The sequence below is a fragment of the uncultured Succinivibrio sp. genome (assembly GCF_902756765.1).
Taxonomy (GTDB): domain Bacteria; phylum Pseudomonadota; class Gammaproteobacteria; order Enterobacterales; family Succinivibrionaceae; genus Succinivibrio.
On the sequence record NZ_CACVSS010000130.1, the window covers coordinates 1 to 12,248 of the forward strand.

The window sequence follows — 12,248 nt, forward strand, 5'->3', positions numbered from 1 at the left end:
GAAAAGATGGAAGATTACAAAACTGGTCGCTCCATGGGGGATATTCTTTTCTACGGTATTTATGCTCTGGAAAACGGCTTTGAAGGCGGTTATGGAAATTTATTTTGCTATGATCTTGAATATGCAGATCCCGCTTCGCTGTCCGGTGCTGATCTTAAGCTGGTTCCTCTTGGCAGATTTATGAAAGGTGAAATAGAAGCAGATGAGTTTTATAACGCCGTAAGACTTATAGAGCTTCAGCGTGAAAAAGAACGTGAAGATGAATATCTTCAGGCTTTCAGTAGTTCCCTGAAAGAATTAGGCATTAACTAAAAGATCTGAGAGACCGTTAGCAAGATGGAAAGGTGGGATTTAAATGGACTGCATAAAATATGTAAATTCAAAGGATGTCAGAAAGTATCTTTATAAGATTGATTTCAAGCTTAATGTGGAACAGCAGCTTTTCTTAATTGTAATGTGTGATTTCATAACACTTAAAGAAAAACTTGCAGCTCTTGAGGAATTACTGAATTCTACTGAAGATGCACCAATGACATCAATATCCAATCCTGTTTTCTCCGAGTCTCTGGGACTTACTGTTCACGAATTCATACGAAGATATCTGGCTGATAATAAAGCCATACTTAGTTTTATAAAAGAGGCTTCCTCTGATTACTTTTACGAAGCTGAACATTTAGAAAGGCACTTAAAAGATTTTCAGCATATAGGTTTTTACAGCAATTACGATAACGCCCTGGAAGCCATCAGAGAATATGCTGAAGATGAGGATATTGGAGTGGTTCAGGATTACTATCGAATCAGAAAGTATGTATTCTCTGAATGTGTTAAAGATACGGATGGTCCTGTTGGCGGTGTAGCCGAATGTATACTTTCAAAGAATGCAGAAGTTATTACAGTTGACTGTCATTCTGGCTGTGGTCAGAATTTGTACGGTGTGGATGTGTCTGCAATGCATATTAGTTTACCTATGCCGTTTAAGCGAGGAGATATCGTGAAAAAAGCGGGAATTCCATACGGAGCGCTTTTGAGATCGATTCACCCGGAATATGCTGTGTTTCTTTCATATACTCCTGCCGGTAAAGAGGATTTAAAAGATAACCACGATGGTACAGATATTCTGTACTGGGGGCTTTTTCCGGTAGAAACTGGTTTTTATAAGGATCACTCCTGGCTTAATTATGATCTTGAATATGCAGATAAGGATGAGCTTGAAGGTATAAACTGCAAGCTTATTCCTTTAAGCGAAATGATTAAAGGTAATCTTCCACCAGATTTGTTTTACAGTGCTGTAAGGACAATTGAACTTCGTTGTCAGATGCAGACAATAGAGCATTAAACTAATCTGAACTGAACAGGGGATGGAGAGCTGATGGACTTTATAAGATTTGTAAATTCCCGAGACATCCGAGAATATCTTTATGAGCTAGATTACTGCCTCAGTGGAGAGCAGAAGCTGTTTCTTGTCGACAAATGCTATCGTATTCCTCTTGAGGAAAGACTTTTCGCCTTAGAAGAACTACTTGCTGAGCCTGATGAAGAGGTAACCATCAGACATCCGGACTTTTTCGTGGAGCAGCCAAAAGATGGAGATAAGAGTGAGACAGAGAGTCTTCATGCGCTAACAAAAGGTATTCTTGAGAATTACCGAATTCAAATCAGTCTTCTGAAAAATGAGGAGCCAGAAAGCTATTATGAGCTGAGTATTCTTGAGAAAGGTCGCTCTGAGTTTTACTCTTTTGCAAGATTTCCTTCTTTTGAGGCTGCTGTTAATGGCTACAAGGAAGATTACTCCGCAGACGACAGAGACTCTGTTGCTGTAGTTATGCTGACCAAATACTATTATTCAGGCACAAAAAATATATATGATAATTTTTCTGACAGGTATGTCAGAGCTTTCTTTAACTCTGAGGTAGAGCTCATGCATATCTATGACAATGAGTGCCTGCCACAGGAGCGACTTAACTATACAACTGACAAGCTGTTAATATACCTTCCAATGCCTTTTGAACCTGGAGATATTCTGGTTAATTCAGATGACTGTGTATATGCAGGTCAGACTAAGGGCTTTAACTGTGATTATGAGAGTGGAGCTCCTTTTGTGGCTGTATCCTTTATACCAGATGCGACCGTATCCAGCGGCATAGACTCTTCAGATATAAACTGTTACTGCTATTATTTTGATAGCTTCAGTCAGTACCATCTGACCTCAGAAGTTAATGTCCATAACTACGATCTTGAGTACTACAGAAAGCCTCTTACTGGAAAAGAGCGTTTTTTACGGATATTCGGACTAAAACAGAAAGATACTTCTGCAGTGTCTGATGAAGAACTGCTACTTGCCTCTGAATACTGTAAAAATCTCGAGATACAACAGGCTATTAAGCAGCAGCTGAGCTGGTTTAATTCCTCGATGTCCTATTATTTATCTGAAGAAAATAGAAAACAGAAACTTTCTCATGATCGTTATTTTCAGGTGGACCACGAAACGCTTCTCTCTATGACGGACAGTATAAAGCTCTGGCTTGATGATGAAAGAGAAGCTCCATCTGGATATATCCATTGTCATAGTGTTAATGAAGCCATTAGCAGTATTAAGTTTTTTGAGAAACATTCTGTCGCCATTGAAGAGCTGAATCTTGATCATGATCTGGGGGATTATGCAAAGGATGGAGGTGATGCCATAAAGCTTCTGGACTGGCTGTGTGCGAGAGAGACTTTCTACAAGATTGTGCTGCATACTGCAAATCCTGTTGGCAGAGCAAATATGCAGCGAACTATCGACAGATACTGGCCTCATGTCGGTGATGAGGCCTAATAATCGACAGTACCTCTTTTGCTTTAATATTTTTCCAGAGTCTTCAAAAGTCTCTATTTAATTTCTGCTTTAGCTTGTTAACGATATCAGGGGCGTTCTCAAGAGCCTTATCAAGGTTACCGTAAGATTTAATAAGCTTCTGACATCTTTTACCTTTTTCGTTAACAGAAATATCGACAATATTGAGGTATTTCTTATCCTTAACGGTTTTGATGATGACATAAACAGGCAAGGCATCCCCCATAACAAACTTCAGAACTACCTAAAGCATAGCATATAAAAGAATATTGGTTAATATATTAGTCAATAGCCATTTTAATAGAATTTTAGAAGCAAAAAATAATGCCGAGTCTTATCGGATCAGCGTTACTTAAATTGAGTTTATTCCTTAGGTCAAAAATGCAGGAGCAATTGAAATTATCACCGCTAAAGCGAGGATCCACCTCTCCCTACCGCTGACGAGAACTCTAGTGTTCAGAGAGAGAACACTCAAAAAAAAATGGAGAGCAAGAGTTAAAGCAACAGAATTAAAGACAACATCTGGAGAGAAAAATAAAGGAGGCAGACCGAAAGAGAGAAAAGATTCGAAAACACGTAAACAAAGATCTGATAAAGGTAAATTACGTGGAAAACGAGGGACTAATTAAAATTATTATTCTCAATTTTCAGGAAATTTGCGCGGAGCCTTATTTCTCAACTCCAAAAGGTCTCCAGTTGCCGTCTTTGTCTAGCCACTCATACTTTTCAAAAAGTTCATCGAGTGAATATAAGTCGCCTCCGACCCCTAGATAGATTTCATTATGAGCTTTAATTATGTTGGTGATGATACCGTCAGATCTGTCATGTTCCTCACTAGAAGCAATTGTTCTATAAGTAAGGTTATTACCTAAGATATCTTCCATACCTAAAGTATTAGAAAATTCATTAAGATCCTTAAATGACCTATATTTAGCATATTTAAAATCATTTACCTCAGTAACATGGCTTGCTGGTAAAAAAAGACCATAATCAGAGCATATACATCCTTTAGAACCTTCCTATCCCACTTTGATAGATCAGTACAAAAATTATTAGTGAAGTAACCTTCCTCACCGATATACCTCTTAGCTTCCTCATAAGTTACAGATGTGAATACATCTTTCTTGTTAAATATCATCATTTTCTCAGTCTCCTATAAGAGCGATGCTGTCTTTGAGGGGAAAACCTCAAAATAAATTTTGATTCAATAAAATTTAGTATAGATTTTATTTTAACAAATTTCAGATGGATAATTTTGAGAGACGGGACATTGAATTGATTTTTTAAATGGGAGCTCATCGGCAAAGAAATCCCATTAAACCCAATCTTCTAAAGAAGAAAGGAGAGCAAATGATCTCCATTGTTAATATTATCGAAACTATTCTTGGTTATGAACAAGTTATTATTAAAGATGTGACAATTGAGCTAGATCGTCAAGGTGCAATGGCTTTGTTTATCTTAAGATGATGGAGGCTGTTAATCTAACCCCACTTCCAAACCTAGCTAACGCATCTCAGCTATGTTGACTGTCTGAACATCAGAGGCACCTACCAATACCTTATAGGTGCAGCTAATTCAGTAATCCAATCCGCACATGCTAAGAAATAAAAAAATAGCAACAGCTAAATAAAAAAATGAGCATCGTTCAGCCCTATAATGACGGGCTTTTCCTTAAATTTGGGGCAAAAATGCAGGAGATTGTGCTGCATACTGCAAATCCTGTTGGCAGAGCAAATATGCAGCGAAATATCGACAGATACTGGCCTCATGTCGGTGATGAGGCCTAATACAGGACAGAAGCCTGTCTGCTTTAATATTTTTCCAGAGTCTTTAAAAGTCTCTCTTTAATTTCTGCTGCAAGATCAGATGGTTCAAGCAGGCGTGCCTTGAAGTCAAAACTCAGGACAAAGGAGATTAGTTCGCTTCTGCTCAGAGCTGTCATTTCAAGAATAATGCCTCCGTCCTCCTGAGGAGTAATCTTCTGATCCTCACTCCAGATTCGATCACTGATATAGGTCATAACCTCCTTTGAGAACCAGATCTTAGTCTTAAAAGGCTCGTCTCTTAAAAATCCGAAGTCTGCATTCTCCTCAAGATCTTTTACTGGGAGCTCTTCTGTGGAACGGTTCTGCGCAGTTACCTCAGTGATTCTGTGAACAGAAAACTTTGCAGGACGTTCCTTTAGTATTCTGACTGGCCCTGTCTCAGATACAATCCAGCCGGAGACGTACAGAGAATCATGGAAGGTAATCAGCATCTGAGGCGCGTAAGCGTAGTTCTTTATCTCTCCGTTCAGATCTTTCTGGTAGGAGAGCATGCAGCTTTTACGGTTTAAAATACATTTTTCAAGTTCAGCAAGCTGTTTTTGTTTTGTCTGATAGTTGATGTGTCCACGGGTAAGACGGGTACCGACATTTGCATCCTGATAGCTGCTGTAGTCTGCGCGCGGAAGATTGGTTTTTGCCTGCTGCAGTGACATATTGACCAGTTCCCAGTCTTCTTTTGGAAGAAGACCTTTTACCAGATCACGGCACAGGGCAAGCTGACGCAGACCTGCCGGATCAATTGCTGTTTTAAAAGACATGGATGGTCGCTGCAGATGATAGAATTTCTGGCGGTTAGATTTTCTTTCTAAAAGATGGCAGGGATAGTTCTCATCTATGCGTCTTAAAAGTCTTGCCACAGTCTGCTTAGAGCAGTTTATGGTTTCAGCAAGATAGGTTAGAGAGAATTCTTTGTCATTGAATAAAAGCAGCATGAAGAGCTTGAGCAGTTTCTCATCAGGTCTTGCATCCTGATCGTATTTTTCCGGCATATTGTCCCCTAAAATAGCAGTGCCATTCTAATCAGAAGAATGGCAGTTACTGAGGAGTTTCATCAGTCAGCTTTTGGCACTGAACTGAAGTCTCCTTCCAACACTTTTCTCTTATCAATTATAGCTATGTTTGAAGCGGGGAGGGCACGTTTAAATTTTGCAGATGAGATATACTCTCCAATTACGTACACCTCAAGACCTCTGGCAATGGCTTTTTCCATGGAATCAATAGTACCGTTTCCATAATCAGAGCTTACCACCAGATCAGAATTCTCAATGACCATGGTATTTCGCTCAAGATATCCAACATCAGTCTGAATGATATCGCACAAAGGATTGTTCTTAAGCTCCTCGCATAATCTCTGGTTATGGTATTTGTCAGGACGGAATACTTTGAGTCTGAGTTTTCGTAATACGGCATACTTCATCGCTTCTGTATCCATGCCAAAGGCACCGCCGGTTACAATGGTAACATTGGCATCTCTATTCTGCTCTAAGTATTTATCAAGCCAGAGCTTTACGGCCTTGACGGAGTTTTGAGTAGGATTTCTGCTTCCTATAACAGCAATACTAGTCATATTTGTTGGCTCCTCTTCTGGTTATTTAAAACGGCTTTTTGAGTTTTAACTGAATGTAATCCGGTATCGGCAGATCGTATGGCAGAGGACTTTCCTTTATGTTCTGATAGTCAGAGTATTTAAGCTTCAGTGTTTCCACAGGATCAACAGAATATTTCTCAATATTCATCCTAAGAATAGCATTTGCAAAGACCGTACATTCTGCAGGAACACCCGTAAAATCACAGGTAGTTTTTTGGCGGATAAAGCTGTTGAAATAGTCGACTTCCCCATCAGAAAGAAACCATTGCGGATTTACAAAATTACTGTTTTTCTCTGCATAGCAGGGGCAGTCCATTCTGATCCTGGCAATCGGAGTTGCAGCATTAAATCTAATGGCTTTAATCATCCAGATAACGTTAAGATCACGACTCTCTGCAGGACAGACCATAAAACGGATATTTCGCTTCATATCAAAAGCGACAGTTGCTGATTCATTTAAAAGCTCATACAGCCGCTGTTTGTTATTAGGTTTAGTCATATATATAAGTCCCTCAGCCCACCCTCACGTTTTTACTGTTAATGTCCGGTAGTAAAAATTAAATGTACTTTGTACCACTGTAATTTGTTGACCAAAACATTAAACCAGAGGTCGTCGGTCACTCGCACTACGGTGTGTAATACATAAGATGTCTGACATTCACCCAGTAAAAAAAACGCTACTCCTGAAATTGGTTATGCTTCGATGAGTTCTGTATTCCAGTTGGCTTTCTGCAGCTTTACTTCAAGCTCACGCAGATCTTTTGATAGAGCATCAAGCCTCTTCTGCAGCTCCTTAACCTCAATGCAGGGTCTGATTTTGATTTCAGAACCGCGGGCTCTGTCAGTTGAGCGTCTTGAGGTTTCAGTAAAGTCCCTGTAGGAGCTGATTTCAAGCAGAAGACAGTCTCGTCTTGCTATCAGATCGGTTAGACTCTCTCCATCGATTAAAGTACTGCAGTTGGTCTTGTTGATCTGACTTATCAGAACTCTCAGTCTCTGAATGGAAGCTGAAAGCTCTGGAAGCAGTTCCTTAGGATCTTCACCAGGAGCTTCGTTATCCTGCACCAGAATGTTGTCTTCTATGCGCTCTGATACTGCTGAGATTTTTGCCTTGAGCTCTGCTCTTTCCATTAATGCTTCTGCTAGAGTCATATTTATCTCCTATTATTTCGTTCATTGTCAGTGTAAAGGATGAGCGTTCCAGAATAAGAGAACTGTCACCCTTTTTTCTGAGCATTAGAATATAGGCATAATCAGTCGAGCCAGACAGAGCCTCTCAGAAACATATAGGCAATTTTCTGCATTTCACTTTTACCTTCGACCTCTGATGAGTCTTCATCGGTATAATGCAGAAACTTACTGCAGTTGCGGGCAAGATCGTAGTTACTGATCTTAATTCTCGAGAATTCAGAGAGCTCTTCTTTAAGCTTTTTGCTGAATCTGCCTTCAAACACGATATCCTCTAGCTTTTCAGGAAAAACATTATTCAGTTCAACTGAACCTAGACTTTTGAATTTTGTATTGTAAACAAAGAGATGCTCGATATTCTCGTTGTCAAATCGATGCTGTTTTCTTTTTGAACCTTTTATTACACAGATAAATGGAAGACCAGCGTCTTTGACGGTAACAGCAACACTTAAGTTAAGCATAATAATTCTCCTTTTTTTAATTTTTTAATGGTGGTGAAGGAGTGCTTTTTACATTTAAATTTCCTCTGAAGTCTGCTTTGATGTGGAGTTATTATCTGATTTCCTATTTCTGACTAAAGTATAAAAACTGAACATTCCATATTTCGATAAGTATTAAAAATATTTTTAATTTTTTTAGAAGTCATAAAATAGCTTTTACAATCTGGAATATTTACGGCTTACACTATCTATAAAATTGGTTGTAAATGCCTGGCATCATTCATAACCTGGATGATAATCAAAAAAAAGAGGTAAATATGCGCATACTGTGTCTGTTAAGAGGTATTCCTGCTTCAGGAAAATCTTACTTTATCCATGAGAATAATCTTGAGGAATATACGCTCTGCGCTGATAATTTCAGATTAGCCTTCAGCTCTCCTGTGCTGCTGCCAAACGGCGATTGCTGTATCAGCCAGAATAACGACAAAGAGGTTTGGGATCTGCTATTTTCCTGTCTTGAGAAAAGAATGCAGCAGGGGCAGTTTACTGTTGTTGATGCGACTCATACTGGTAATCATAATTTTCCTGAATACAAAGATCTTGCTGAGAAATACAAATATCGTATCTACTGTGTGGATTTTTCTGACGTTAGTTTGGAAACATGCCTTGAAAGAAACGCCTTGCGTGGCTTTAGAAAGGTTCCTGAGAATGTCATCAGAAGAATGCATCAGAGAATGATGGCGCAGAAGCTGCCAGCCTGGCTTAAGCTGGTTAAAAGGGAGGACTTCAGATCTAAAGTATTATATCGTGAACATGATTTTGACTGTTACGAGAATGTTTATATCATCGGTGATATTCATGGCTGCAATACTGTTCTGCAGGATTTTTTAAGGAATAACGGCAATCTTTCTGAAAAGAACCTTTATGTGTTCTTAGGCGATTATCTTGACAGAGGGAAAGAGAACCTTGAGGTTTTGAATTTTCTGATATCTGTCATGAATAAAGATAATGTGGTGCTTTTGGAAGGTAATCATGAGAACTCAATTAGATGTTATCTGAATAATGAGGCAATACGCTCTCATTACTTTAAGTACATAACTCTGCCAGAAATTGAGGATAAGCTTGACAGAGTTCAGCTTCGGGCCTTTTACCGTAAGCTGGCCCAGTGCTACTGCGGATGTATGACTGTAGGAGGAAGAAAGCTGCATCTTATCATGTCCCATGGTGGTATTCCTTATACAGAAAAGAATCCTGTTTTTATCAATGCCTCAGAATTTATCAAAGGCGTTGGGCGCTATGAGGATTATATGAATGTGGCAAGACAGTGGAATGAGCATGCTCCTGCTGACTGTATTCAGTTTTTCGGACATCGTAATACTGATGAATCTCCTGTAAAACTCTTTGATAATGTTTACAACCTGGAAGGTCAGGTTGAACAGGGTGGCTGCCTCAGAGCTGTGAGAGTAAACTCTGATGGTATTTATCCATTGGAGTACAGAAATTCTGTATTTAAAGAAAAAGCCTCCGCTAATAAAGATGACAGCATGGCGCTTGTAGGAAAAGCCATTGAAGAGTTTCGTGGTTCAAAACTGATTGATGAAAAGTCTTTTGGTGATCTGTCATCATTTAATTTTACCCGAGATGCTTTCAACAACAGCCGCTGGAACAGTCTGACGGTCCTTGCCAGAGGACTATATGTGGATATCAGAGCTCTAAAGATTGTGGCAAGAGGCTATGACAAGTTCTTCAACATAGATGAGAACCGCCTTACTTATCTAGGCAATCTTAAGGAAAGACTTAAATTTCCTCTTACAGTCTATAAAAAGGAAAACGGCTTTCTGGTTCTGATCTCCGTGTACAAGGATGAGCTTTTTGTAACAACCAAGTCCAATCCTGAAGGCAAAATGGCTGAAATAGCCAGAGAGCTTGTAGGAAAAATGCTCAGTGCAGAGGCTGCTGCAGAGCTTAAGAATTATCTTTGTCAGAACAACTGTACTCTTCTGTGTGAAGGCATATGTCCAACAGAAGATCCTCATATAATTAGCTATGAACGCGATGATCTCATTATGCTTGATCTTGTGAAAAATGATCTTGTGTATGAGAAAAAGACTTTCTCCGAGCTAAAGAAACTTTCAGAGAAAATCGGACTTAAGTGTAAGGTGCAGGAGCAATTTAACCTTACTAGTTTTGATGAGTTTTGTGGCTTTTACAAAAAGTATTCTGATGATATCAGTGCCTCAAAAGAGGAAGGCTTTGTTATTGAGGATTCTTTAGGTTTTCAGGTAAAGCTGAAGACTTTTTATTATCGCTACTGGAAGCAGATGAGAACCGTGGTAGGCCGTTTCCGAAAGTTATCGCTACTGGAAGCAGATGAGAACCGTGGTAGGCCGTTTCCGAAAGCGCGAGTCCTTCAAAAACAGTCTTCCTAAAGGTGGTGCTGATTTTGGACGCTGGCTTCAGAGTAAAAATCCAGAGGAACTGCCTGTGGATATCATAGGTATCAGAGATATTTATATGAAGGAAACTGGCAATATACTTTAACTGACTATTAAGGCATTGCAGGTATGAGAGTGTATCTGCGATGCCTTTGCAGGAGCTTTTCTGTTTGCTCTGTTGTTTGCATCTTCAGTGAATTTTTTACCTTACATTTTGGGTGTCAGTTAACATGAATGGAGCTGAACGATCTTATTACCAAGGATTGCCGAAAAGATTCTGACCATGAATAGAGTGATGTCAAGAAACATTAAGATCTGCTAAAATTGAGACAAGAACAGGAGCAGAAGATGGGATCTTATTTAAATACAGGTTTTGATAATTTTAAAAGAATTAGCTCTTCAAAAATCTATGTTGACAAAACTGAACTAATCTCTGTCTTAAATGATTATGTAGAGACTGAGCAGCGATTTTTCTGTATAAGCCGACCAAGACGATTTGGAAAATCGGTAACCGCAAATATGCTATGTGCATACTACTCAAAGGATACAGATAGCTCTTTTCTGTTTGATAATCTTAAAATATCTCATGACGGCTCTTACAAAACTCACTTAAACCAGTACAACACTATCTTTATAAACATGCAGCAGTTTTTTATCAATGCTGATTTGAATGTTGAAAAGATGTTATCAGACATTGAGTCCGAAATTAAAAATGAATTAAGACAGGCTTTTCCTCACATTGAAATTTCTGATGAAAGAAAACTTAATCTTGTTCTATCTGATATATACAATAAAGAATCTCCATTAAATAAAAAAGGTTTTATTTTCATCATCGATGAATGGGACTGCATCATGAGAGAAAAACAGAGTGATGCAGAGGGAATAAAGATATATCTTGATTACCTTAGAGCTCTCCTAAAAGACCAGTCTTACGTCGCTCTTGCATACATGACAGGAATTCTTCCAATCAAAAAATACGGTTCTCACAGTGCCCTGAATATGTTTGATGAATACTCAATGACCGATCCTGGAGAATATGCATCGTACATTGGGTTCACAGAAAATGAGGTGCTAAGTCTTTGTGAAGAGTACAAAGTTGACTTCGGTTTAATGAAAAAATGGTACGACGGTTATACCTTTGAGGATTCTCTTCATCTTTTTAATCCTAATTCCGTAGTTAAGGCTATCCAGAGAAAGAAATTCTCCAGCTACTGGACACAGACAGAAACCTTTGAAAGTCTAAGACGCTATATAGATTTGAATATGGCTGGACTTAGAGATGAGGTTGTAAAACTCATTGCCGGAAATGAAGTTGTGGTTAATACTTCAAGATTCCACAATGATATGACAACCTTTGAGACCAAGGATGATGTACTAACCCTGCTTATTCATCTGGGGTATCTTGCAATCATTCCTGATTCAGCTATCAAAGGAGTAGATAATGACAGGATTTTTGCAGTTCATATACCAAATGAAGAGATAAGAAAAGAATTCCGCAACATCACCGAGGAAAACAAGAATTATCCTGGCATCTATGCTCTTATCAGTCAGTCTCTTGATTTACTCGATAAAATCTACGAAATGGACAACAAGGCTGTAGCAGATGCTTTTGATTTAGCGCATCAAGATCATACATCCATTCTCAAATACAATGATGAGAACTCCTTAAGCTGTGTCATTTCACTGGCCTTAAATCTTGCATCAGTAGATCTCTACAATGTCCACAGGGAGCTTCCTGCAGGAAAGGGCTTTGCTGATATGGTTTTTCTTCCTAAACAGGGAGTTGAAAAACCAGCTCTACTGGTGGAACTTAAATACGACAAGTCTGCTCAAACTGCAATTGACCAGATAAAACAGAAGAATTACGGCAGAATCTTCCGTGACTATAAGGGCGAGGTTCTGGTTGTTGGCATTAACTACGATAAAGACACCAAAGAA

13 protein-coding genes are annotated in these 12,248 nt (G+C 38.9%); 6 read left to right on the forward strand and 7 right to left on the reverse strand.

The features are described from left to right. From QZU45_RS11170 to QZU45_RS11180, 3 genes are all read left to right on the forward strand, one after another. The coding region (locus QZU45_RS11170; RefSeq protein ID WP_295355301.1) for a hypothetical protein at positions 1-312 on the forward strand (312 nt) is incomplete at its 5' end. A gap of 43 nt (positions 313-355) precedes the next feature. Beyond that, on the forward strand, positions 356-1,336 hold the full coding sequence (locus QZU45_RS11175; protein ID WP_295355303.1) for a hypothetical protein: 981 nt from the start codon (positions 356-358) through the stop codon (positions 1,334-1,336). A 33-nt stretch (positions 1,337-1,369) separates the two neighbouring features. Next, complete coding sequence (locus QZU45_RS11180) at positions 1,370-2,815, forward strand: cyclic-phosphate processing receiver domain-containing protein (RefSeq protein ID WP_295355305.1); 1,446 nt, start codon at positions 1,370-1,372, stop codon at positions 2,813-2,815. A 43-nt stretch (positions 2,816-2,858) separates the two neighbouring features. On the opposite strand, the gene QZU45_RS11185 is transcribed toward QZU45_RS11180, so the two are convergent. Both QZU45_RS11185 and QZU45_RS11190 read right to left on the reverse strand, forming a co-directional pair. After that, positions 2,859-3,059 (reverse strand): hypothetical protein, encoded by a 201-nt coding sequence (locus tag QZU45_RS11185; protein ID WP_295355307.1) that lies wholly within the window; start codon positions 3,057-3,059, stop codon positions 2,859-2,861. Between the two features lie 442 nt (positions 3,060-3,501). Next, positions 3,502-3,717 (reverse strand): hypothetical protein, encoded by a 216-nt coding sequence (locus QZU45_RS11190; protein WP_295355309.1) that lies wholly within the window; start codon positions 3,715-3,717, stop codon positions 3,502-3,504. Between the two features lie 750 nt (positions 3,718-4,467). Between QZU45_RS11190 and QZU45_RS11195 the strand changes: the two genes are divergently transcribed. Then, positions 4,468-4,620, forward strand: a complete 153-nt coding sequence (locus QZU45_RS11195; protein ID WP_295355311.1) for a hypothetical protein — start codon at positions 4,468-4,470, stop codon at positions 4,618-4,620. A 23-nt stretch (positions 4,621-4,643) separates the two neighbouring features. Here QZU45_RS11195 and QZU45_RS11200 read toward each other — a convergent pair whose 3' ends face one another. From QZU45_RS11200 to QZU45_RS11220, 5 genes are all read right to left on the reverse strand, one after another. Beyond that, a complete protein-coding gene (locus tag QZU45_RS11200) occupies positions 4,644-5,648 on the reverse strand; it encodes a WYL domain-containing protein (RefSeq protein WP_295355313.1) in 1,005 nt (334 codons plus the stop codon). Between the two features lie 62 nt (positions 5,649-5,710). Continuing rightward, complete coding sequence (locus QZU45_RS11205; RefSeq protein WP_295355315.1) at positions 5,711-6,226, reverse strand: DNA-processing protein DprA; 516 nt, start codon at positions 6,224-6,226, stop codon at positions 5,711-5,713. Positions 6,227-6,251: 25 nt separating this feature from the next. Beyond that, positions 6,252-6,746, reverse strand: coding sequence for a hypothetical protein (locus QZU45_RS11210; RefSeq protein WP_295355317.1), 495 nt, complete (start codon positions 6,744-6,746; stop codon positions 6,252-6,254). A 194-nt stretch (positions 6,747-6,940) separates the two neighbouring features. After that, positions 6,941-7,399, reverse strand: a complete 459-nt coding sequence (locus QZU45_RS11215) for a DIP1984 family protein (protein ID WP_295355319.1) — start codon at positions 7,397-7,399, stop codon at positions 6,941-6,943. Positions 7,400-7,500: 101 nt separating this feature from the next. Then, the gene (locus tag QZU45_RS11220) at positions 7,501-7,896 is read right to left on the reverse strand and encodes a hypothetical protein (protein WP_295355321.1); all 396 of its coding nucleotides are present in this window, start codon (positions 7,894-7,896) and stop codon (positions 7,501-7,503) included. A 245-nt stretch (positions 7,897-8,141) separates the two neighbouring features. Here QZU45_RS11220 and QZU45_RS11225 point away from each other — a divergent pair, with 245 nt between their 5' ends. Beyond that, the gene (locus QZU45_RS11225; protein ID WP_295355323.1) at positions 8,142-10,304 is read left to right on the forward strand and encodes an RNA ligase; all 2,163 of its coding nucleotides are present in this window, start codon (positions 8,142-8,144) and stop codon (positions 10,302-10,304) included. A gap of 354 nt (positions 10,305-10,658) precedes the next feature. After that, positions 10,659-12,248: AAA family ATPase (locus QZU45_RS11230; RefSeq protein WP_295355325.1), on the forward strand; the 1,590-nt coding region annotated here is incomplete at its 3' end.

Coding starts and splice junctions, on each gene's coding strand:
- QZU45_RS11220 (WP_295355321.1), bottom strand. CDS start 7,896: ATGCTTAACTTAAGTGTTGCTGTTACCGTCAAAGACGCTGGTCTTCCA.
- QZU45_RS11210 (WP_295355317.1), bottom strand. CDS start 6,746: ATGACTAAACCTAATAACAAACAGCGGCTGTATGAGCTTTTAAATGAA.
- QZU45_RS11185 (WP_295355307.1), bottom strand. CDS start 3,059: ATGGGGGATGCCTTGCCTGTTTATGTCATCATCAAAACCGTTAAGGAT.
- QZU45_RS11205 (WP_295355315.1), bottom strand. CDS start 6,226: ATGACTAGTATTGCTGTTATAGGAAGCAGAAATCCTACTCAAAACTCC.
- QZU45_RS11190 (WP_295355309.1), bottom strand. CDS start 3,717: ATGGAAGATATCTTAGGTAATAACCTTACTTATAGAACAATTGCTTCT.
- QZU45_RS11175 (WP_295355303.1), top strand. CDS start 356: ATGGACTGCATAAAATATGTAAATTCAAAGGATGTCAGAAAGTATCTT.
- QZU45_RS11195 (WP_295355311.1), top strand. CDS start 4,468: ATGAGCATCGTTCAGCCCTATAATGACGGGCTTTTCCTTAAATTTGGG.
- QZU45_RS11200 (WP_295355313.1), bottom strand. CDS start 5,648: ATGCCGGAAAAATACGATCAGGATGCAAGACCTGATGAGAAACTGCTC.
- QZU45_RS11225 (WP_295355323.1), top strand. CDS start 8,142: ATGCCTGGCATCATTCATAACCTGGATGATAATCAAAAAAAAGAGGTA.
- QZU45_RS11215 (WP_295355319.1), bottom strand. CDS start 7,399: ATGACTCTAGCAGAAGCATTAATGGAAAGAGCAGAGCTCAAGGCAAAA.
- QZU45_RS11180 (WP_295355305.1), top strand. CDS start 1,370: ATGGACTTTATAAGATTTGTAAATTCCCGAGACATCCGAGAATATCTT.